This window comes from Pseudomonas sp. No.21, assembly GCF_054558415.1.
Genome location: NZ_BAAJNO010000007.1, coordinates 98,587 through 119,833 on the forward strand (window position 1 = coordinate 98,587; position 21,247 = coordinate 119,833).

Below are 21,247 nucleotides of genomic sequence, written 5' to 3' on the forward strand. Positions count from 1 at the left end.
ACAACAAGATGGACAAACACCACTTCAGCCCGCCGCTCAACTTCAACCGCTGGATCGAGGAGCACGCGCATCTGCTCAAGCCGCCCGTGGGCAACCAGCAGGTGTGGCAGGACGCCGACTTCATGGTCACCGTGGTCGGTGGCCCGAACCAGCGCACCGACTTCCACGACGACCCGATGGAAGAGTTCTTCTACCAGTTCAAGGGCAACGCCTACCTGAACATCTGGGACCGTGGCCGCTACGAGCGCATCGACCTGCGCGAGGGCGACATCTACCTGATGGCGCCCCACGTCATCCACTCCCCGCAACGCCCCGAGCCCGGCAGCCTGTGCCTGGTGATCGAGCGCCAGCGCCCCGCCGGCCTGTACGACGCGCTGCAGTGGAGCTGCGCCCACTGCGGCACGGTGATCAAGCGCTACGAGATGCAGCTGCAGAGCATCGTCAACGACCTGCCCCCGGTGTACGAGCAGTTCTACGCCACCCGCGAGGCCGAGCGCCGCTGCAGCGAATGCGGCGAGATCCACCCCGGCCGTGACTGGCAGACCTGGCACCGGACCCTGGAGGCGGCAGCCCGAGCATGAAAATCGATATCCACTCGCACTTCTTCCCCACCATCACCCGGGAGGAAGCCGCACGGCTCAACCCCGAGCGCGCGCCCTGGCTGCACAGCGACGGCCCCAGCGGCCAGATCATGGTCGGCGACAAGCCCTTCCGCCCGGTGCACGACGTGCTCTGGGACCCGGTCCGGCGCATCGAGCACCTCGATGAGCAGGGCCTGGACATCCAGATCATGTGCGCCACCCCGGTGATGTTCGCCTACGACGCGCCCATCGAACGCGCCCTGCCCTGGGCCCAGCTGATGAACGACCGCGCCCTGGAGATGACCGCCCGCGCCCCGGACCGCCTTAAGGTGCTGGCCCAGGTGCCCCTGCAGGACATAGACGCAGCCTGCCGCGAGGCCAGCCGCGCCAAGGCCGCCGGCCACGTCGGCGTGCAGATCGGCAACCACGTGGGCAACCACGACCTGGACCACGACAACCTGGTGACCTTCCTCAGCCACTGCGCCAACGACGGCATCCCGGTGCTGGTGCACCCCTGGGACATGATGGGCGGCGAGCGCATGCGCAAATGGATGCTGCCCTGGCTGGTGGCGATGCCGGCGGAAACCCAGCTGGGCATCCTCTCGCTGATCCTCTCCGGTGCCTTCGAGCGCATCCCCGAGTCGCTGCGCATCTGCTTCGCCCACGGCGGCGGCGGCTTCGCCTTCCTTCTCGGCCGCGTCGACAACGCCTGGCGCCACCGCGACATCGTCCGCGAGGACTGCCCGCAACTGCCCTCGAGCTACGTGAAGCGCTTCTTCGTCGACTCCGCCGTGTTCGACCCCCGCGCCCTGCAGCTGCTGGTGGAGGTGATGGGCCCGGACCGGGTCATGCTCGGCTCCGACTCGCCCTTCCCCCTGGGCGAACAGCGCATCGGCTCCGGCGTGCTCGAACACCCGCGCCTGGACGACGCCGACAAGGCACGCATCTGCGCCGGCAACGCCCGGGAGTTCTTCGGCATCTGATACCCCCTCCATCACGCCTCCTGACTCAAGCCCTGGTCCGCACCGTCGGACCAGGGCTTTTTTATGGGCATGGTTTCCGTAGGGCGGGTGAAACCCGCGACACCCCGCACCGCCTGTGCAGCATGGGTTTCGCTTCGCTCTACCCATCCTACGAACTGCATCCCTGTATGGGCTCAGGTATTCCCCGGCACATCGCCTGGTGGATGAAAAGAGCGTCATCCACCCTACATCCCGATCAACCTCGGGGCTGGGTAGAGCGCCGCTAAACCCATCACCTCCGGGCCCCAACCCGGCTCATCGGCCCGGCCTCGCGTAGGGTGGATGACGCTTCACCCATCCACCAATCGGCATGACCGGCGTGCACCGGACATGCCCCATGCACCGCCGCCGCAATGTGCTTTCCGGCGACATCGTTTGGTGGATGAAAAGAGCGTCATCCACCCTACATCCCGATCAACCCCGGGGCTGGGTAGAGCGCCGCGAAACCCATCACCTCCGGGCCCCAACCCGGCTCATCGGCCCGGCCTCGCTTAGGGTGGATGACGCTTCACCCATCCACCAATCGGCGTGACCGGCGTGCACCGGACGTGCCCCATGCACCGCCGTATCGCGGGCAATAAAAAACCCGCGACAGCGTCCTGTCGCGGGCGGGGGTGTGGCGGGTGGGCTAGAACTTGAAGCGCACGCCGAGCTGCATGCCTTCGGGGTTTTCGTCGGCGAGCGGGCTTTCCAGGTTCCAGCTGATGGGGTAGCGCACATCCGAATCACGCGTGTGGTGGATGTAGGCGTAGACGCCGTAGAGGTCGATGTTCTCGTCGTAGTTGTAGATGTAGCCGAGGTTGATGCCGGCGGCGTCGCTGAGGGCTTCGTCCTTGCGGTCGTCCTTGTAGATCAGGCTGACGGCGACGTTGTGCTTGTTGCCGAAGTTGTGCCGCAGGCCCAGCTGCAGGTCGCTGCCGTTGGATTCGAAATCCACCCAGGGCGCGTAGGCGTAGTAGCCGGTGTAGCGGTGGTAGACGGCGGTCAGGTCGGTCTTGCCCATGCTGTACACCGCCGTCAGGTAGAGGTCGGTGGCGTACTCCATGCTGTCCTTGTCCCAGAGGTTGCGCTGGTACTTGCGGTCCAGGGCGCCGGAGAAGTACCAGGGGCTGTCGGCCCAGTAGTCCAGCGCCACGCTGTAGACACGGCCGTCGCGGCTGCCGTCCTTCTCGCCCTGGGTGGCCATGCCGCGGAACTCGAAGCCCTCGATGCGCGGGCTGATGTACATCAGCGAGCGGTCTTCACGCCAGGGCGCATAGAACACGCTGACGTTGTTGATCAGGCTGTATTCGTTGCCGAACAGCGGGTCGGCGTAGCCGTAGGCGTTGGCCGAGGGCGTGTCCTGGCGCCCGGCACTGAGGGTGCCCCAGCGCTTGGAGATGATCTGGGCATAGGCTTCGCGCTTGCCCATGTCGTCATCGGAATGGGGGTTGTACATCGCCTCGTAGACGCCCTTCACCGAGAGGTCGTCGGTGAGCGCCTGGTCCGCCTTGAACTGGATGCGGTTGGCGCTGAGACCGGCACCGGTGACCCGCTCCACGGTGTCCCCGCCTGAGGTGGCCACCTCGTAGGTGACGTCGATGATCCCGGATATCTCGATTCCCGCGAAGGCGTGCCCGCTCACAAGCGGAAGTGCGAGTAGAAGTTTGCGCATGGGTTGCTCCGATCGAACAGGGTGAGCCCGCGGCGGCCATCTCCCCGCCGCCGCGCGCTCTATTTTTCTTATTGGGTTTTGTTGTTATGGAGCCGCAGGGTCAGTCCCGGGACGGCCAGGGCTTCTTCGGTGCGTCGAAGCTCGGCGTGCCCAGCAACGGCGTCGACAGTGCGTAGAAGCCGTGGTTGGTGAAGACCCAGATCAGGTTGCGGTCGTACTCGGTGTAAGCGCTGTGGGTCAGGTTGCCGACCGCGTAGCTGGCCACGTTCTGGGTGTCGAAGGGCGGCACGAAGTAGGCGCCGATGGTGGGTTTGGCCGGGTCACGCACGTCGAACACCTGCACGCCGGCGTTGTAGAAGGCGTACGGCAGGATGCCCTCGCGGGAGACGCCGGGCTGGGTGTAGTAGCCGGTGCGCTTGGGCCCGAAGCTGCCCTTGCGCTGGCAGAAGTCGGTGAAGGCGGCATCGGCCGGCGGCGTCGGGCGCGGCAGCACGTGCTTGATGGCGGGCTTGGCCGGGTTGCTCACGTCCACCGCGTAGATGTCCTTGTAGGCCTCGTAGCAGTCCTCGGACAGCGGGTAGCCGCTGAAGTACACCAGTCCGGTCTTCTCCACCTGGGAGACGTCGATGTTGTCGCCTTCGGTGCCGGCCACGCTGACCGGGAAGTCCACGTGCCCCACCACCTTCATCGCCTTCGAATCGGTGATGTCGACCACGTACAGGCCCATGCCGCCCATGGCCGCGTAGCCGTACTTGCCGCCCTGCTCCACCGGTTTGGGGATGAACAGCGACATGCGCGCGCCCATCCAGGAGGCGCGGTTGCCGGCGCGCGGGTTGGCCTTGAACACGGCCTCGTGCTCGGGGTCGCCGACGATCTGGCCGGGCACGGTGAGCACGTCCAGCAGCTTGGGGTCGGCCGGGTTGGACATGTCCCAGGACTGGTAGCCGGCGTTGTACAGGTCGTTGGGGTATTCGGTGAGGGCGTACTTGTCGCTGGGGGCGGCGGCCACGTACATCACATCGCCGCCGAAGTAGGCCGGGATGTCACGCACGCCGGAGCCTTCCTGCTCGCCGATGGGCGCGTTGGGGTGCTCGATGTCGGTGGTGCGGGTGGCGATCAGCTTCCAGTCCGCCGGCAGCGGGCCGTTCATCTCGTAGACCTTGAAGCCCTTGAGGTGCTTGGACTTGCGGATGGCCTCGACCTTGTCCGGCTCGCGGTACTTGTCTTCCAGCACGCCGAAACGACGCACCTCGAAGGACTGCACCATGATGTTCTTGCCCAGCTTCTTGTTCCACTGGATGGAGGCCGCGCCGAACATGTCGTCCGCCGGGTAGGGGTTCTGCTCCTCGCCCGGGCCGTTCGGGCCCCAGGTCTCGCCACGGGTAAGCAGCAGCTTCACGTCCTTGGGATGGGTGATGTCGAAGATCTTCAGGCTGCGGCGCACGTACTGGTACAGGTAGCGCTTGCCGTCGAAGTCGACGATGTTCTGCCAGGTGTGGAAGGGCTCGACCACGATGGGGTAGTAGGCCTCGACCTTCATGTTCTTGATGTAGGTCTTGCTGTCCCAGTAGTCGAGCTGGCCGGCGAAGGGCTGGCCGCCGTGGGAGAAGGGCGTGGCCGCCGGGTGGGTGAAGACGCCGGTCTTCTTGTCCAGGCCGTAGCTGCCCGGCGCCGGTTCAGGTGGGGTCCTGTCCGGCGACAGCTCGGCCTGCCGCTTCACGAAGGGGTCGACGATGTTGATCGGGCCGTGGCCCTCGGCGCGGGCATAACCGCCCAGCAACATGCCGAGGATCACGGATGCCGCGACGCCGGTCTGGATGAACGGAACGCGAGCCTTGGAAGGGAGCAGCCTTGTTTTCATTATTCACTCCGTCAGTTGTGCCCGATTGGGCAGTGCTTGCCATTGCAGAAATCGATGTGGGTGAAGCCCCCGGCCAGGCGTGCTGGCCGGTCAGAACAGGTCGATGGGGTAGTCGGTGATCAGGCGGAAGTCGTCGAGGTCGCCCGAGCCCTGGTCGCGATCGGCGCGGTGCCAGGCCTGGCGCGCGCGCAGGCTCAGGCCCTTGGCCGGCCCGGCCTGCACCACGTAGCGCAGCTCCAGGTTGCTTTCGCGGTGCTCGCCATCGGCGCCGTAGCGCCCGGCGTAGGGGCTGCCGGCGGGAATCCGGCTGCCGTCGATGCCCCAGCCGCGCACGTGACGGGCCATCAGCGACAGGCCGGGCACGCCGTAGCGCTCCAGCGCCAGGTCGTAGCGCACCTGCCAGGAGCGCTCATTGGGGCCGTTGAAGTCGGCGAACTGGGCGGCGTTGGGCAGGTAGATGGAGGCGCCCTGGTCCCGCCCGTTGCGGCCATTGCGGTCGTTGTCGCCCACGCCCAGGTAGTCGAACGGCGTATCGCCGTCCACCCGTTGCAGCCCCAGCAGCCAGCGGTGCGCGCCGCTGCGCAGCCAGGTGGCGGCGCCCAGGGTGGTGGTGTCGATATCGCCGGCCCGCGCCTGGCCACTGTCGGTGGTGCGGTAGAGGGTCAGCGTCAGGCCCAGTTCGCGGTCGGCGGCCAGCCCGTGGCGGCCGTCGAGGCTGGCGTAGTACTGGTTCCAGATGTCCTTGAAGCGCGCGCCGTAGAGGCTCAGATCCAGGCCGGGGGCGACCCGGTAGCGGCCGCCCAGGTAGTCGGCGCGCGGGGTGATGACGCCCGCCATCACCGCCCAGAGGTCGCCGTCGCCGTTGGTGGTCACCGGGCTGGTGGACGAGGTGAAGTGCCCGGCCTGCAGGTCGAGCCCGTCGATCTCCTGGCTGACCAGGGCAATGCCGGTGGCGGTCTGCGGCACGATGCGGAAGTGGCTGACGCCGAACACCGGGGTGTCGGGGCGCTGCTCGCCGAGCGTGAGCACGCTGCGCGAGTAACGCAGCTTGAGGGCGGCGCCGGCCTTGGCGTACTCGTCGGCAGGCTGGCCGTCGTCGTGCACCGGGAGGTTGCCGGTGCCGCTCTTGTTGGCCGGGGCATCGAGCTTCAGCCCGAGGTAGGCGAAGCCGTCGAGGCCGACACCGACGGTGCCTGCGGTGAAGCCGGAGGCGTACTGGGCGACGACGCCCTGGGTCCAGTCGCGGGCGTCGCGGCGGCCATCCTCCTTGCTGCGGTTGAAGTAGGAGTTGCGCAGCAACAGGGTCGCCTGGCTGCCGGCGACGAGGCCCGGCGCCGGCTCGCTCGCCGCAAGGGCGAGCGGGCAGGCACAGGCGGCCAGCAGCAATGCCGGGAAGGTTCTGCGCAACATGGTTCGAGCCTCGTGGATTCTTGTTGTTCTTCGCTGTCGCGCCTTTCCCCGGGCGCGTGCGGGCATCGGCCCGCCATGGACGGGTCGTGTTGCCTTCAGGGGGTGCGGGCCGTCCCTGGCCCGGGGATCAACGCTGGATCGGCAGCGGCTTGGGCGCGTCGCCTTCGAGTGGCGCCCGTTGCCGGAAGCGCAGGGCGTAGATCAGCAGGATCACCGCGAGGAACGGCAGGCCGCACAGCAGGGTGGGTGCGAACGCCTCGGTGAACAGCGTGGTGACCATCAGCGCCAGCATCAGCGCGAGGCCGGCGAGGCTGGTCCAGGGGTAGCCCCAGAGCTTGAACGTCAGCGGCTGGCCGCCCTGGCGGCGACGGAAGAACAGGTGGGTGAGGAAGATGCCCGCCCAGGTGAACATCGCGCCGAACATGGCGATCGACATCATCAGGGTGAAGGCCTTCTCCGGGTACGCCAGGTACAGCAGGGTGGCCAGGGCGATGCCCACCGAGGACAGCAGCAGCGCCGGCAGCGGTACGCCCTTGCCGCTCAGGGTGCCGAACACCCTGGGCGCCTGGCCGGCACGGGACAGGCTGAACATCAGGCGGGTGGTGATGTACAGCTGGCTGTTCATCGCCGACAGCGCCGCGATCAGGATCACCGCGTTGAACACCGCGCCCGCATAGGGCACGCCGGTGGCTTCCATCACCATGACGAAGGGGCTCTGGCCGCCGGTGTTCTGGCCCCAGGGCACGATGGCCAGGACCAGGGCGATGGTCAGCAGGTAGAACACCACCAGGCGTACCACGGTGATGCGGAAGGCTCGGGTCACCGCGCTTTGCGGGTCCTTCGCCTCACCGGCGGCCACCGCGATCATCTCGATGCTGAGGTAGCTGAAGAAGGCCACGATCACCGCCACCCAGGTGCCCCACAGGCCGTTGGGGAAGAAGCCGCGGTCGTTGCCGTAGTTGGCGAAGCCGATGGCCGAATCCGCCGGCGCGCCGTACACCACCCAGGCGCCGAGCAGGATGAAGACCACGATGGCGCACAGCTTGAGCAGCGAGAACACGTACTCGATGGCGCCGAACACCTTGACGCTGAAGGCGTTGGCCAGGATCAGCGCCACGGAGAAGGCCACCATCCAGTAGCCGCCCGGCACCTCGGGGTACCAGTACTTCATGTACATGGCCGCGGCGGTGATCTCGGTGCCCACCGCGAAGACGATGGACGACCAGTAGGCGTAGCGGATGGCGAAGCCGAAGCCGGGTGACACGTAGAACTCGGCGAAGGAGCCGAACGAGCCGGAGGTGGGGTGGCGCACGGTCATTTCCGCCAGGCAGCCCATCAGCAGCAGGGCGATCAGCGCGCCGATGCCGTAGCTGACCAGCACGCTGGGCCCGGCGAAGCCGATGGCGAATCCACTGCCGAGGAACAGGCCGGTGCCGATGGCGCCACCGATGGCGATCATCGACAGCTGCCCGCTGGTGAGGCTCTGCTTGAGGCCTTTTTCCCGGTCTACCAATTGTTCGAATGAGCTTGTTGTTTTTGTCATCGCATTCTTGCTCCAGGGTTTGGCGGGGGCTCAGGTCACCGATTTACGGGCCAGGAACTCCGGGCGGTCCCATTCTTTTCGTTCGAGGATTTCACGCAGTGCCGCCACGCATTCCCAGACGTCCTGGTAGCGCGTGTAGAGGGGGGTGAAGCCGAAGCGCAGGATGTCCGGCGCACGGAAGTCGCCGACGATGCCGCGGGCGATCAGCGCCTGCATCACCGGGTAGGCGTCGGCGTGGGCCAGGGACACCTGGCTGCCGCGCTGCTCGGCGTCGCGCGGGGTGCGCAGCTCGATGCCCAGGCCTTGCAGCTCCTGGTCGCAGAGCCGGATGAACAGGTCGCACAGGGCCACGCTCTTGGTGCGCAGGGCCTGCATGTCGACGTCTTCGAACACCTCCAGCGCCGCCTCCAGGGCCAGCACGCCGAGCTGCGGGGCGGTGCCCACCAGCATGCGGTCGATGGTGGCGTGGGGCGCGTAGTCGTGGCTGAAGTCGAAGGGCCTGGCGTGGCCGTGCCAGCCGGTCAGCGGCTGGCGCACCTGGGCGATGTGGCGCTCGGCGACGAAGACGAAGGCCGGCGCGCCGGGGCCGCCATTGAGGTACTTGTAGCCGCAGCCCACGGCGAAGTCGGCGTTGGCGCCGTTCAGCTCGATGGGCATGGCGCCGGCCGAGTGGCACAGGTCCCAGACCACCAGGGCGCCGACTTCATGGGCGCGGGCGGTGATGGCGGCCATGTCGTAGCGGCGGCCGGATTTGAAGTTCACGTGGGTCAGGGACAGGATCGCGACGCTCTCGTCGAGGGCGTCGAGCACCGCGTCCGGCTCCACGCAGCGCAGCTCGCAGCCGGTCAGCTCGGCCACGCCGTCGGCGATGTAGACGTCGGTGGGGAAGTTGCCGCGCTCGGCCAGGATCACCTTGCGCGAAGGCTGCATGCGGGTGGCGGCCACCAGCACCTTGAACAGGTTGATGGAGGTGGAGTCGGCCACTATCACTTCGTGGGCCTGGGCACCGATCAGTCGGGCGATCTTGCCGCCGGTGCGCTGCGGGGCCGGGTACCAGTCGGCGTCGTTCCAGGAGCGGATCAGGCCATGGGCCCATTCCTTGCGCATCACCCTGTCGATGCGCGCCGGGACGTGGGCCGGCATGGCGCCGAGGGAGTTGCCGTCGAGGTAGATCTCGTTGGGCGGCAGGTCGAAACGGGCACGGAACTGACCCATTCCGTCCTCGTCGTCGAGGCGCACGAAATCATCGCGGGTGAGAGGGGCGCTGCTGGACATGGCGATTCCTTGACTGCTTGTTCTTATCGGTTGCCGCAGGTGCCCGGCGCGGGTCCGGGGCACCTGTTCGCATTAGGGTGAGCGGATGCTACCCCTCAGTCGCCATTACCCGAAAATAGAAATGCCCGAAGCAACTATTCCGAGCCGTTATAGCCAGCCACGACGGCTGGCCCGCTGGAAAACGCCCTCGACTGCACCTGTTCAAAGCCCCCGCAGGCAGCTAGCGTGGAGCCGGTCGCCTCACTGCCCTGGGGAACTCATGGATTCGGAGTCGCTGCACATCCTGCTCGTCGTACTGGCCGCGATCGGCGTCCATCTCGGCGTGCGCTGGTACATCATCCGCGGACTGGCGCCGGAAGAAGAACCCGGCAGCGAGGACGACTGGCTGGCCTGAGGCGCCGCCCTGCTCTGCTTTTCACGCCCGCAACTGCCGCTGTTTCCGGTGCCATGCCGCTCCCATAGTGATGCCCCTTCGACTCGTCATTCGGAAGGCGTCGCCATGCTGCGCGGGATGTTCCAGCTGCTGTCGTTCCTGCTCCTGGGCTCGGCCCTCAATCACCTCCTCCTTCCGCTGTTGCCGGGGCCGGTGCTCGGCCTGCTCCTGCTGCTGGCGTTCCTGGTGATCCGTGGCGAAGTGCCGGCGGCACTGGGGGACGCCAGCGGCCAGTTGCTGAAATACCTGCCCTTGCTGCTGGTGCCGCCGGCGGTGGGGATCATGCTGCACGTCGAGACCATCGGCCGCGACGTCTGGGCCATCGCCGCCGCGCTGCTGGGCTCCTTGCTGGTGGGCATCCCGCTCACCGGCTGGCTGATGCAGGCGCTGATCCGCCGCAGCCGCCCGGAGCGCCGCCCATGAGCACCCCGCTGCTGCCCGGTGTCAGCGACCACCCGCTGTTCCACCTCGCCCTGACCCTGGGCGCCTACCAGTTGGCGCTGCTGCTGTTCGAGAAAACCCGCTCGGTGCTGGCGCAACCGGTGCTGGTGGCGACCCTGCTGGTGGTCGCCGCCCTGCTGGCCTGCGGCATCGACTACGCCACCTACCGCAGCGCATCGAGCATGCTCTGGCTGCTGCTGGGCCCGGCGACCGTCGCCCTGGCGGTGCCGCTGTACCTGAACCTGCCGCGCATCCGCCAGCTGTTCTGGCCGGTGCTCATCGCCCTGGGCGTGGGCGGCACGGTGACGCTGGCGCTGACCCTGCTGCTGGCCCACCTGCTGGGCGCCGGCCACGTGATGCTGATGACCCTGGCGCCGAAGTCGGTGACCTCGCCCATCGCCATCCTGGTGGCCGAGCAACTGGGCGGCAGCGCCTCCCTCGCAGCCGTCTTCGTGATGATCACCGGCGTGCTCGGCGCGGCCCTGGGCCCGGCCCTGCTGCGCCTGGCACGGGTCACCCACCCCGCCGCGCGCGGCCTCGCCCTGGGCCTCAGCGCCCACGCCGTGGGCACCGCCCAGGCGCTGCAGGAAAACAGCGAAACCGGCGCCTTCGCCGCCCTGGCCATGAGCCTGGCGGGCGTGGCGACGGCAGTGCTGTTGCCGGTGTTGCTGGGGTGAGGTGCCGGGCTGAACAGGCCAGGATCAATAGGCGCAGAAATCCGCGTCCGTAGAACGTGGATCTACCTTTGGCTCCACGGGAGGGGAAGCACCGCCAGGCCTCGGAACATGCAGCCGCTGCTCGCTCCACACGTAGGGTGTGCTGCGCGCACCTGGGCTTCACCGGAGGCACCGAGTTGCGGTGCGCACGGCACCCCCTGCGGCACGAGTTCGTCCTTCAGCGACAGCACCGATGACTCATGACCACGCCCTACGGACGTGGTTGCCCAAGCCAATGGAAGACGACGCGCCGGATCAATTCGGCGTGGCGACCATCTGCTGCTTGCGCGCGCTGTCCTTCTGCTGGCGGTAGGCCTTGGCCGCGACGGGGATGGGGCCGCTCTTGCCGGTTTCCACCCAGCGGCGCATGCGCGTGGCGTCGGCGAAGTGGGTGTACTTGCCGAAGGCGTCGAGCAGCACCATGGCCACCTGCTGGTTGCCCATGCGGGTGCGCATCACCAGGCAGTGGCCGGCCTCGTCGGTGAAGCCGGTCTTGGTCAGCTCGATGTTCCAGTCGGCCTTGCGGGTCAGGTGGTTGGTGTTGCTGAAGCCCAGGCTGTAGCGCGGCTTGACGAAGGTGATGGTCTTTTCCTTGGTGGTGCTGAGCTCGCTGAGCAGCGGGTACTTGCGGCTCTCGACCAGCAGTTGCACCAGGTCACGGGCGGTGGAGACGTTGTTCAGCGACAGGCCGGTGGGCTCCACGTAGCGGGTGTGCTTCATGCCCAGGGCGCGGGCCTTGGCGTTCATCGCGGCGATGAAGGCGCCGTAACCACCCGGGTAATGGTGGGCCAGGGTCGCGGCGGCGCGGTTCTCGGACGACATCAGCGTCATCAGCAGCATGTCGTGGCGAGTGGCCTGGCTGCCCAGGCGCACGCGCGAGTAGACGCCCTTCATTTCCTTGGTCTGGCTGATGTCGACGTCGATGACTTCGCTCATCGACTGCCTGGCATCGAGCACCACCAGGGCGGTCATCAGCTTGGTGACCGAGGCGATGGGCACCACCAGGTCGGGGTTGTTGGAATAGATGACCTTGTTGGTCTTCAGGTCCAGCAGCATGGCGCTGCCGGAAGCGAGTTGCAGCTGCGCCGGGTCGCGCAGGGGCGAGGGGGTCTGGGCGTTGGCGGGGCTGGCGAGGGCCAGGCTGGTGCAGAGGAACAGGGCCTTGAAAAGCGAGGTTCGGATTTTCACGTGACGGGCTACCGGATGAAGATTGGGATGAAGATCGCCGTTGCGAACTGGTCGACATTATAGAGAACAAAAAGCCCGCCAATTCAGCCCCCAGCGCTCGCCGGCAGGCATTTTTTTCGCAGCATGTTCGCAGCGGGAGGGCCAAGCGAAGCGGGAGATCGGGGCAGAAGGCAGCCCCAACACGCGGGCATGACCGATACGTAGGGTGGAGGTCGCTTTTTACCTCCACCAAGCGGAGCCGGCCCAGGCACGCTCTTGTGCCCGAGACGCCGAATCGATGGGTTTCGCGGAGCTCGCGGAACGCCGCCCGCCCCATCCTACGGAACTCGCGCCGGGCGGCACGATCACTCGCGGCGGTAATACTGCGTGGTGCCCCGCCCCGGAACCCGCTCGATGATCAGGCCGTTGGGGTATTCGGTGGTCTGGCGGATGCCGCCGCGCTGCTGGATGTCCTGGCTGCTGTAGCCGGAGCTGCTGCGGGTGGAGTTGATGTCGCTGGGCACGCGCTGCCCGCCGTACACGTCGTAGCGCTGGCTGCTTTCGTAGGTGTCGACGCTGCCGCTGGCGCCGGGGCTGACGTAGGCCTTGGGGATGACGCGGATGGTCTGCTGCCCATTCGGTTCGGCGGCCTGGGCGGGGATCGCACCGCTCGCCACCAGGGCCAGCAGCGCACAACGGAAGAGCTTCATGGCCGTACCTCGCTGAGGGATGGATGCCGATGATACGTCCGTTGGGCAACCGCTCCATGGCCCGGGTTCGGGGCCATGGCGGGTTTCGGATCAATGGCGGGAAAGGCACGTTGGCCGGCATCCTCGGCCAAGGCTGAAGCCCGAGCTAGGCCCTGACTCCAGTCACCTCATCGGTGGCGCACCTGTACGAGATTCTCAGCGCCGGCGAGCGGGGGATCGCACCGGCGCGGCAGGCCGAACTGGATGCTCTGGTCGGATGGCTGTCGACCAACTGTAGGTTGGCGAAAAGTGATGATTGGAGCCGTTCACCAGGGGCTGAAATCGGCCAGGAGCGGACGGCCGTGATGGGCAGTCTTAGGCCCGAAATCCCGGGACGATGCTGCACGTACGAAAATCAAAAACCAAATGTGGTGACATCTTTCAGGCGCGCTATCCCAGCGGCGCTGTTTTTCTTCACGATCTAGCGCCGCACGCATTGATTTACATGATGTACAGATAACCATCATGGTCAATAACACTGCGAGCAAGGTAGTGGGTTTCGTTTTTATAAAAAACTCGGCCCCCGACTAACGAATAAAGTGCGGTGAAGTACTGCACCAAATTGATTGCGTAATTGCCTCGTGACGAGGAGTTGCAGTCGCCGTGAATATATGGCGCGATACCGTCCATATGAAAGCCAACGTATAGGCAGTTGCCGGCCTCCTCGGCGAACATTAAACCCTTCGCCAGCTCCAGCGGAGCTTTCCGTTGTTCCGACCAATCGGGGAACTGTGCCGTCTCGTCACCGCCTTGCCATTTGAGGCGCTCGCTGGTGAAAAAGGTGGCCAGGCGCTGGAAGTCTTTTTCTTCCGCTTTTACGTAGCGCTGCAGTTCTCGCAGCCAGGCGGTACGTACCAGTTTGTCTTTGATCCGGACTTTCAGAAGCATGCCTTCGCTGGTGATGTGGTTGGCGAAGAAGTAGCCCCAGTGGTCGGCTTCGTCCTTGGTTTTCTGATGGGCTTTGAGCAGTGCAAGCGCGCTGTCGGCGTCTTCATCGAAATGGCGCAACACCGGTTTGGTCATGCCGACCCACCATTGGAGCTTGGCTTCACGAGCATCTTCTTCCGGGTCTGAGCCGCCCTCCCACGCCACATAGGTGCTCCAGTAACTACAGCCATCGCTGGAGGCATATATGTCGATCATCGTTTCACTGGTTGCCAACGCCCAGAACGCCAATCCCGGCAAGCCGCCTAGCCAGTCCATGAAGGCTTCCGCTTCGTCGCCTTGGATATGCAGCCCATACAATCCTTTGCCGACCCTCACCTGTTGCACGTTGAGGTCGGTGAAAACGGCGGGTTGTGGATGGCCCCGGTCGCCGGCGAACGTTGCTTCTAACCCTTGTAAAAACGCGGCGGTAAACGTCCCGTTCAACCCTTTAAGCAACACCGCGAGCTGATTGTTATCGGACTTCAAGACGATATTGAGCGATGACTCGGACATGGGAATTCCTAGAGCTGGCTGGGTTGAGGATATGTTGTGAAAAAAGAGGGGCGCCCTGCCGAGAGGGAAAGACCTGAACAAGAAGGTCCGGCCAGTATGTGATCCATCACAATACAGCTCCTGGTCAAAACGGCGCTTCGTCCGAAGCGAGAGATAGCCCAAGCAGTGGGCTTACGACAGGCGCTTATCTTCAGTTTGGCGGTAGCCAAATGCAACGGCTGGCACAAGTTTGTGCGCGAAAAAGGCCACCGTTTTATTTTCCTAGTCTCAACGTCCGCTCTTGGTCGAAAGATGCCAGTCACGAGCAGCAGAGTCGTTAGATAGCCATTGGTTTGATTCACCCCCCGCGATCCATCCGGCGACCACACCCTTGCCCTCCCACTCCCTCCTCCCTATCCTCCCCCAGCCACGGCAAATCCCGTGGCCGGGTTTGACAGCCCGTCATCAGGCGCGATTGCGCCGCAAGGTGCATGCGGGAAACGGCGAATGTTTCTTGCAGGCCTTTGCTCGCATGCAGTTTTCAACTGCACTGCTCTATGGCAGATCGCGCGGGGAGACCCTCGGGTCTGCCGGTTCCTGATGCCGGTCTGTCAACCCTGCGCGGTCTGCCACCCTTTGACTGACAGCGAACGGTGGCAGCTTCTTCATTCATCAGGAGCTAAGCCATGAAAAACGCTTTCACCCCCCTCGTTTTCTATCACCACCACCAACGCCTGCGCGCCGTGATGATCGACAACCAGCCCTGGTTCGTCGCCCATGATTTCGCGCAGTTGATCGGCCTGGCCGATGCCCTCCCCTTGCTCCCGGCCCTGGAGCCTCACCAGCAGCAAACCCTCGCCCTCATCTACACCGACGGCTTCCATGAAGAGGGGGTGGTGATCAGCGATATCGGCGCCTACCGGGCGCTGTTCCAGTTCGGCACGCCCAGGCACGGCACTGTGGGCCGCTGGGTGAACGAGGTGCTGGTGCCGACGCTGCATGACTATCACCGCACGCCCGATGCGGCACCCACGCGTGAAACGCTGGTCTACGAGGGCCGGCAGCTGGGCGTGGTGCGCTGGCAGGGTGAGCTGTGGGTGGCCTGGCGGGATTTGCCGCTGTTCATGGCCAGCGGCCAGGAGGTGTCGGTATGAGCCAGGAGGTTGCGGAACGCCGGCTGCGGCAGTGGGTGGATCGGCTGGAGTCGCGGTTGAACACCGTGCATGTGATCGCCGAGATCATCCGGGACAACGCGGGCCTGCGCGAGGGCTTCCCCGGCCCTACCTGGATGAGGTCGGCGAAGGCGCCTTGATGGATGCGATGGCGGACCTGTGCCGCAGCAACCAGCAGGAGTTCTGGCAGTTGATGAAGCTGGAGCAGCTGGCGTTGCGGAAGAGCTGACCCGAGCCCGGCCCCTCTCGGCATCGGGAGGGGCCTTGGGGCAACGGGTGGGTCGTGAGGATGGAAGGTCTTTCACGGATGAACTCGCTCTGGCGATAGGCCGCCCCGGGCCACGTAGACCTCTGGCGAGGAGCGCCTTGGCGATGCATGGATTGAACGCCTGGGCCTGGGTACGGACAACGTCGTCGAGCCGCTTGAGCGGCGAGGACCGCGAAGCCCTGCAGCGGGCCCCCTGTCAGCTCATGGCGATGCCCGGCTCGAACTGCGCCTTGCCGGCCACGTTCCAGTCGCAGGCAGCAAAGCCGTCGCAATCCGCACGCTCCACCAGGATGCGGTAGGCGCGCTCAAGGCGCTGCCAGCCTGGCCTCCCCCATCATGCCCGGCACCGCAGCCAGCGTTGCGGGTCTGCCGAAGCGCCAGCCGGCCCGCCCGGCCAGGCGACCCGCCGGCCCCGACCACCACCCTCGCCCCGCCGCTCGCGCCACCCGCCACGGCCTTCTTGCACCCGCTCCTGAAATGCCCTCCCCTGTCGCCCGGCCCGATCAGCCCGCCGGCTAGAAACCGCTTCACAAACCCGGGCACGCCTTCGTCCTGCTTGCTTCGACCGGTCTGGCAAGGACTGCCAGTGCAGCACCTCCGCCCCCGGCGTTTAGAAGGATCACGGAATGATTATGGCGAGCAACCTGGACGCGAGCCTGGAGCAAGGCACGCAGAGGACACTGCTATGGAAATTTCTCATCGACCACGAACCGCTGATGCGCAAGCGCTGCCAGCAATTGACGCGCAACCCGCAGGACGCGGAGGACGCGCTCAGCGAGTTGCGCCTGCGCCTGTTCACCCTGCTCTTGCGCGAACCGGGGCGGCTGGACGGCATCGACAATGTGCCGGCCTGGCTGCGCCGGGTGGCCAGCAACCATTGCATCGACCGGCTGCGCAGCACGCCGCTCACCTGCAACCTGGACTGGCTGGACCAGCAACTGCACGACAACGCGGCCTGGCAGCCGCACCAGTTGGGTCCGGAGCGCCAGGCCTGCCTGCAGGAGGCGGTGGAGGTGCTGGACAAGGCGCTGAACCGGCTGCCGCCCAACCTCGGCCAGGCGCTGGAACAGCACTGTATCTGCGGGGTGGAGTACGTGGAGCTGGCGGGCCTGCTGCACGTCAGCGAACCCAACCTGCGCAAGCGCGTGCAACTGGCACGCCGGCAGTTGCGCGACTGGCTGGGTGCCCTGTGCGAGGCGGGTAACGAAGGCTGAGCCGCTGGACGGGAGGCCCGCCCCCAGGGGGCGGGCCGAACGATCAGAAGTTGCCGATCGGGTAGGCGGTGTTGAGGAACCAGAGGCCGCCGATCTGGTTGACGTAGCCGCCGATGGTGAAGGGGGTACCCGCTTCACCGACGCAGTAGCCCGCTGCCGCCACGGAGGGGGCCGAAGGGCCGGTGAAGAAGTTGGCGCCGGCACCCGGGCCGATGGCCTGGAACGGGTGGGTGTAGGCGTAGCGGACCGATTCGATCACCTGCTGCTGGGTGCAGCTGTCGGGGTAGAAGGTCGAGGCACCGGGCGGGGGCACCTTCAATACCATGGCCCCGGCGCCGTTGACGATCTGCACCCCCAGCCCGCGATAGCGATAGGGCCCGGGATGCGCCGCGCCCGGCTGCACGAAGAACTGCTGCCCGGCGGTGATCTGCGCGGCGAAGGGTGCCATCGGCCCCACGCCCACGCGCGGGTCGTGGCTGTTGGGCCGCGAGTGGAAGCCCACCGCGTTCCCCGCGCCGTTGATCTCGCCGCAGAAGATGTGGCGCTGGTTGATCTGCGGGTTCATCCGGCTGTTGGCGAGCCCCGCGCCCATCTGCACCGGCAGCGGGTTGACCCCGGGTGCACCGGGCGCGCAGTTGATCTGGGCGAGCGCCGGCACGCTGCAGCAGGCGGCCAGCAAACCCAGGGGCAGGGTTTTCTTGAAGCATTCCATGGCGTATCTCCTTCATCTGTCTGGGCGGTAGGTGCCCAGCAGCAATGACGGGAGGCCGCCGCATCCGTGACGCCGGACCGCCGCACGGCGGCCAGTGCCATGCAGCGTTCACAGGCCGTGTGGATGGGCCGTCATGGAAACAGGCCCGGACAGGTGTCGGGGCCGTAACGGAACCAAGGAGAAAGGAACCATGACCACTTTCAACGTGAACTTCGCCGTGGACGACATGGAGGGCAAGACCGTGCTGGTCTTCCTCAAGCCGCAGAACCCGCAGCGCGACTACCGCGTCCACGCCTGGCAGGTGCTCACCGGGTCGGCCGGCGCCACGGAGTCCTTCGACTACGAGGCGGAGATCGAGACGGACGTGAGCAGCCTCGGCGAGAAGGCCGGCAACCAGATCATCTCCGGGCGCCGCGCCATCCTGCCCGGCCAGTTGCTGCAGGCCATCAGCCCCAACGGCCTGTCGCCGCAGCTGGAACCGGCGTCCACGTCGCTGGCGCTGGAGAAGCTGACGCCCCAGCAGTGCGGCGTGATCAACAAGACCAACCCGTACACCCAGTTCGACAGCAACTGGTACGTCAACGGCCGCCCGGTGGTGACCATGCCCAAGGTGGACTCGCGCATGACCGTGAGCTTCGAGTACGAGCCCAACTTCTACTTCATGGTCGCCACCCCGCCCATGATCGGGCAGACCTACATCGTGCAGAACTTCTCGGACATGACCCGCTACGTGGCGCCCATCACCGCCACCGAAGTGGACGTGACCCTGACCCGCCCGAACGGCCTGTGGACCTTCGATTTCCTCGCCCGCTGAGGCACGCGCAACCCGCAGGACAGGAGCCCCCGGCGAGCGATCGCCGGGGGCTTTTGCGTCGGGCAGGCTCCCGGGCTGAAGCCCGGGCCACGATGCTCCCCGTCGAGGAGCGGCCGGCGCCATGGCGGTTGCCATCATCCGGCAGAAACCCGTTTTCTGATCCATCATCAACGCCTGCTCCGGCATGTGCCGGGGCTATGACGGAACCAAGGAGACAGGGACCCATGATGGTTTTCAACGTGCATTTCGATGTGGAGGACATGGAGGGGAAAACCGTTCTGGTCTTCCTCAAGCCACAGAATCCGCAGCGCGACTACGACATCCACGCCTGGCGGGTGCTGACCGGTTCGGCGGGCGCTACGGAGCGGTTCGACTACGAGGACCAGATCGAGACCGATCTCTCCAGTTCGGGCGATACCCCGGATGAGCAGATCATCTCCACACGCGTGGCCGTGCAGCCCGGCCAGTTGCTGCAGGCGGTCAGCCCGGCAGGGCTGTCGCCGCGCCTGCAACCGGCACCCACATCGCTGGCGCAGGAAAAGCTCACCCCGCAGCAGTGCGGCGTGATCAACCAGACCAACCCCTTCATCCAGTTCACGTGCAACTGGTATGTGGGCGGCCATCCGGTGGTGAGCATGCCCAAGGTGGACCTGAACATGACGGTGAGCTTCGAGATGGTGCCGGGCCGGTTCTACTTCATGGTGGCCTCTCCACCGCTGGCGGGGCAGACCTACATCGTGCAGAACTTCTCGGACATGACCCAGTACGTGGCGCCCATCACCGCCACCGAAGTGGACGTGAACCTCACCCGCCCTGGCGGCTTGTGGACCTTCGAATTCAGCGCCCGCTGAAGCGGCCTGGCGAGCGATCGCGGGGCTTCCCGGTTGCATCTGTGAACGGCCATCAATCGGCAACGGGGCGGGGACTGGCTCATGATCAGTGCCCGCCCCGTTAGCGGGCCCGATGGAGAAGGGACATGGAATACAAGATCAATTTCGGCATCGATGCCAGCGAGCTCCAGCTCCTTGAAAAGCAGGAATACAAGATCGTCACATTCCAGAAGCCGGGCAGCACCCACAACCCGGCCTGGTGCGTACTGACACCCCCGGCGCCGCACACGTGGATCGACTTCGACGCCGGTTACAACCTCTACAAGGGCTACAAGACCGGTGAGGGCTTCGTGCCTGTCCAGGTGGATGCATCGGAGCTGGGGTCTTCGCCCCACGAGGCACTGCCCCTGTCGGAGCGAGACGGCCTGGGAAAAGACAAGGCGGACTGATCCTGGTCCCCGAAACGAAAAAGCCCCTGGCGATCACTCACCAGGGGCTTTTCATTGCCGTTCAGGTCAGAGCGGCTTGCCGCGGTTGCCGTGGGCGGCGACGAAGGCCTGGATGGTCTTCAGGTCGTTGGCCAGGACGGTGCAGCGTTCCTCGCGCTGGAACAGGTCGGCGAGGTGCGGCGGCAGGGCCGGAACCGCTTCGATGCCGGCCTTCTCCACCGCTTCCGGGAACTTGACCGGGTGCGCGGTGCCGAGGGTGACCATGGGGATGGATGGGCTGCGGCGGCATTCACGCGCGGCACGCACGCCGATGGCGGTGTGCGGGTCCAGCAGTTCGCCGCATTCCGCGTAGACCTCGGCGATGGTTTCGCAGGTCTGCTCGTCGGTGACGGCGAGGGAGTCGAACAGCTTGCGCGCTTCGGTCCAGCGGTCGTCCTCGACGCTGAAGCCGCCGCCCTGGCGGAAGGTGTCCATCAGGCCGGCGATGGCGGCACCGTTGCGGCCGTGCAGGTCGAACAGCAGGCGCTCGAAGTTGGACGAGACCATGATGTCCATGGACGGCGACAGGGTCGGGTGCAGGGTGTCCTTGACGTACTGGTTGCCGCTCATGAAGCGGTGCAGGATGTCGTTGCGGTTGGTGGCGACGATCAGCTGGCTGATCGGCAGGCCCATGTTGCGCGCCAGGTAGCCGGCGAAGATGTCGCCGAAGTTGCCGGTGGGCACGGAGAAGGCCACGGAACGGGCCGGGCCACCGAGCTGCAGGGCGGCGTGGAAGTAGTAGACGATCTGGGCCATGATCCGCGCCCAGTTGATCGAGTTGACCGCGACCAGGCGGGTGCCCTTGAGGAAGCCCTGGTCGGCGAAGCTGGCCTTGACCATCTCCTGGCAGTCGTCGAAGTTGCCTTCCACGGCGATGTTGTGGATGTTCTCGCCGAGGATGGTGGTCATCTGCCGGCGCTGCACCTCGGATACACGGTTGTGCGGGTGCATGATGAAGATGTCGACGTGCTCGCAGGCCTTGCAGCCTTCGATGGCGGCCGAACCGGTATCGCCGGAGGTGGCGCCCATGATCACGACGCGCTCGCCGCGCTTGGACAGCACGTGGTCGAGCAGGCGGCCGAGCAGCTGCAGGGCGAAGTCCTTGAAGGCCAGGGTCGGGCCGTGGAACAGCTCCAGCACCCACTCGTTGCCATTCAACTGGCGCAGCGGCGCCACGGCGTTGTGGGCGAAGACGCCGTAGGTCTCCTCGAGGATCTTCTTGAAGTCGGCGTCATTGATGCTGCCGGCAACGAACGGGCGCATCACGCGGAAGGCCAGCTCGTGGTACGGCAGGCCGGCCCAGGAGGCGATCTCCTCGACGGTGAAGCGCGGCAGGTTTTCCGGTACGTAGAGGCCGCCGTCGGTGGCGAGGCCAGCCAGCAGCACGTCTTCGAAGTTCAGGGCCGGGGCCTGGCCGCGGGTACTGATATAGCGCATGGGTACAAACCTTCGGTTTGAGCTGCAAGCTGCAAGTTTCA

21 protein-coding genes are annotated in these 21,247 nt (G+C 66.0%); 11 read left to right on the top strand and 10 right to left on the bottom strand.

Annotated elements, in window-relative coordinates:
• Nucleotides 1-8 precede the first annotated feature (8 nt).
• Nucleotides 9-581, top strand: a complete 573-nt coding sequence (locus tag ACYJSS_RS15735) for a 3-hydroxyanthranilate 3,4-dioxygenase (protein WP_111263717.1) — start codon at nucleotides 9-11, stop codon at nucleotides 579-581.
• Nucleotides 578-1,564: an amidohydrolase family protein gene (locus tag ACYJSS_RS15740; protein ID WP_236205470.1), complete on the top strand. Its 987-nt coding sequence runs from the start codon at nucleotides 578-580 to the stop codon at nucleotides 1,562-1,564. Before ACYJSS_RS15735 ends, ACYJSS_RS15740 begins: the two co-directional genes overlap by 4 nt.
• A gap of 667 nt (nucleotides 1,565-2,231) precedes the next feature.
• Here ACYJSS_RS15740 and ACYJSS_RS15745 read toward each other — a convergent pair.
• From ACYJSS_RS15745 to kynU, 5 genes are all read right to left on the bottom strand, one after another.
• Complete coding sequence (locus ACYJSS_RS15745) at nucleotides 2,232-3,257, bottom strand: porin (protein ID WP_111263715.1); 1,026 nt, start codon at nucleotides 3,255-3,257, stop codon at nucleotides 2,232-2,234.
• Nucleotides 3,258-3,357: 100 nt separating this feature from the next.
• Complete coding sequence (locus ACYJSS_RS15750) at nucleotides 3,358-5,118, bottom strand: LVIVD repeat-containing protein (RefSeq protein ID WP_158545628.1); 1,761 nt, start codon at nucleotides 5,116-5,118, stop codon at nucleotides 3,358-3,360.
• 90 nt (nucleotides 5,119-5,208) lie between these two features.
• Nucleotides 5,209-6,528 (bottom strand): OprD family porin, encoded by a 1,320-nt coding sequence (locus tag ACYJSS_RS15755; protein WP_111263714.1) that lies wholly within the window; start codon nucleotides 6,526-6,528, stop codon nucleotides 5,209-5,211.
• Nucleotides 6,529-6,655: 127 nt separating this feature from the next.
• A complete protein-coding gene (locus ACYJSS_RS15760) occupies nucleotides 6,656-8,071 on the bottom strand; it encodes an amino acid permease (RefSeq protein WP_111263713.1) in 1,416 nt (471 codons plus the stop codon).
• 30 nt (nucleotides 8,072-8,101) lie between these two features.
• Nucleotides 8,102-9,346, bottom strand: coding sequence for a kynureninase (gene kynU, locus ACYJSS_RS15765; RefSeq protein ID WP_111263712.1), 1,245 nt, complete (start codon nucleotides 9,344-9,346; stop codon nucleotides 8,102-8,104).
• A 259-nt stretch (nucleotides 9,347-9,605) separates the two neighbouring features.
• Between kynU and ACYJSS_RS15770 the strand changes: the two genes are divergently transcribed.
• The 3 genes from ACYJSS_RS15770 (at nucleotide 9,606) to ACYJSS_RS15780 (ending at nucleotide 10,897) form a co-directional block, all read left to right on the top strand.
• Nucleotides 9,606-9,740, top strand: coding sequence for a hypothetical protein (locus ACYJSS_RS15770; protein WP_256604861.1), 135 nt, complete (start codon nucleotides 9,606-9,608; stop codon nucleotides 9,738-9,740).
• A 105-nt stretch (nucleotides 9,741-9,845) separates the two neighbouring features.
• Entirely contained in the window at nucleotides 9,846-10,202 is a 357-nt protein-coding gene (locus ACYJSS_RS15775) for a CidA/LrgA family protein (protein ID WP_111263711.1), read from the top strand.
• Nucleotides 10,199-10,897: an LrgB family protein gene (locus ACYJSS_RS15780; protein ID WP_111263710.1), complete on the top strand. Its 699-nt coding sequence runs from the start codon at nucleotides 10,199-10,201 to the stop codon at nucleotides 10,895-10,897. Before ACYJSS_RS15775 ends, ACYJSS_RS15780 begins: the two co-directional genes overlap by 4 nt.
• Before the next feature lie 294 nt (nucleotides 10,898-11,191).
• Here the strand turns inward: ACYJSS_RS15780 and pbpG are convergent, their stop codons facing one another.
• The 3 genes from pbpG to ACYJSS_RS15795 all read right to left on the bottom strand — a co-directional run bounded on the left by pbpG (nucleotide 11,192) and on the right by ACYJSS_RS15795 (nucleotide 14,292).
• Nucleotides 11,192-12,124 carry a D-alanyl-D-alanine endopeptidase gene (pbpG, locus tag ACYJSS_RS15785; protein WP_111263709.1) on the bottom strand — a complete coding sequence of 311 codons (933 nt, stop codon included), beginning with the start codon at nucleotides 12,122-12,124 and terminating at the stop codon, nucleotides 11,192-11,194.
• A gap of 344 nt (nucleotides 12,125-12,468) precedes the next feature.
• Nucleotides 12,469-12,813: a hypothetical protein gene (locus ACYJSS_RS15790; RefSeq protein ID WP_236205469.1), complete on the bottom strand. Its 345-nt coding sequence runs from the start codon at nucleotides 12,811-12,813 to the stop codon at nucleotides 12,469-12,471.
• Between the two features lie 480 nt (nucleotides 12,814-13,293).
• Nucleotides 13,294-14,292: a hypothetical protein gene (locus ACYJSS_RS15795; RefSeq protein ID WP_111263707.1), complete on the bottom strand. Its 999-nt coding sequence runs from the start codon at nucleotides 14,290-14,292 to the stop codon at nucleotides 13,294-13,296.
• Nucleotides 14,293-14,957: 665 nt separating this feature from the next.
• On the opposite strand from ACYJSS_RS15795, the gene ACYJSS_RS15800 reads away from it, so the two are divergent.
• The 3 genes from ACYJSS_RS15800 (at nucleotide 14,958) to ACYJSS_RS15810 (ending at nucleotide 16,925) form a co-directional block, all read left to right on the top strand.
• Nucleotides 14,958-15,425: a BRO-N domain-containing protein gene (locus ACYJSS_RS15800; protein WP_111264890.1), complete on the top strand. Its 468-nt coding sequence runs from the start codon at nucleotides 14,958-14,960 to the stop codon at nucleotides 15,423-15,425.
• The gene (locus tag ACYJSS_RS15805) at nucleotides 15,422-15,583 is read left to right on the top strand and encodes a hypothetical protein (protein ID WP_236205468.1); all 162 of its coding nucleotides are present in this window, start codon (nucleotides 15,422-15,424) and stop codon (nucleotides 15,581-15,583) included. The genes ACYJSS_RS15800 and ACYJSS_RS15805 overlap by 4 nt, the downstream gene beginning before the upstream one ends.
• A 754-nt stretch (nucleotides 15,584-16,337) precedes the next feature.
• Nucleotides 16,338-16,925: an RNA polymerase sigma factor gene (locus tag ACYJSS_RS15810; protein WP_111263584.1), complete on the top strand. Its 588-nt coding sequence runs from the start codon at nucleotides 16,338-16,340 to the stop codon at nucleotides 16,923-16,925.
• Between the two features lie 43 nt (nucleotides 16,926-16,968).
• On the opposite strand, the gene ACYJSS_RS15815 is transcribed toward ACYJSS_RS15810, so the two are convergent.
• Entirely contained in the window at nucleotides 16,969-17,637 is a 669-nt protein-coding gene (locus ACYJSS_RS15815; RefSeq protein WP_111263583.1) for an EndoU domain-containing protein, read from the bottom strand.
• 190 nt (nucleotides 17,638-17,827) lie between these two features.
• Here ACYJSS_RS15815 and ACYJSS_RS15820 point away from each other — a divergent pair, with 190 nt between their 5' ends.
• The 3 genes from ACYJSS_RS15820 to ACYJSS_RS15830 all read left to right on the top strand — a co-directional run bounded on the left by ACYJSS_RS15820 (nucleotide 17,828) and on the right by ACYJSS_RS15830 (nucleotide 19,730).
• Nucleotides 17,828-18,451, top strand: a complete 624-nt coding sequence (locus ACYJSS_RS15820; protein WP_111263582.1) for a hypothetical protein — start codon at nucleotides 17,828-17,830, stop codon at nucleotides 18,449-18,451.
• A 224-nt stretch (nucleotides 18,452-18,675) separates the two neighbouring features.
• Entirely contained in the window at nucleotides 18,676-19,302 is a 627-nt protein-coding gene (locus ACYJSS_RS15825) for a hypothetical protein (protein WP_111263581.1), read from the top strand.
• 125 nt (nucleotides 19,303-19,427) lie between these two features.
• Complete coding sequence (locus ACYJSS_RS15830; RefSeq protein ID WP_111263580.1) at nucleotides 19,428-19,730, top strand: hypothetical protein; 303 nt, start codon at nucleotides 19,428-19,430, stop codon at nucleotides 19,728-19,730.
• Nucleotides 19,731-19,796: 66 nt separating this feature from the next.
• Here the strand turns inward: ACYJSS_RS15830 and thrC are convergent, their stop codons facing one another.
• Nucleotides 19,797-21,206 carry a threonine synthase gene (gene thrC, locus ACYJSS_RS15835; RefSeq protein ID WP_111263579.1) on the bottom strand — a complete coding sequence of 470 codons (1,410 nt, stop codon included), beginning with the start codon at nucleotides 21,204-21,206 and terminating at the stop codon, nucleotides 19,797-19,799.
• Nucleotides 21,207-21,247: the final 41 nt, after the last annotated feature.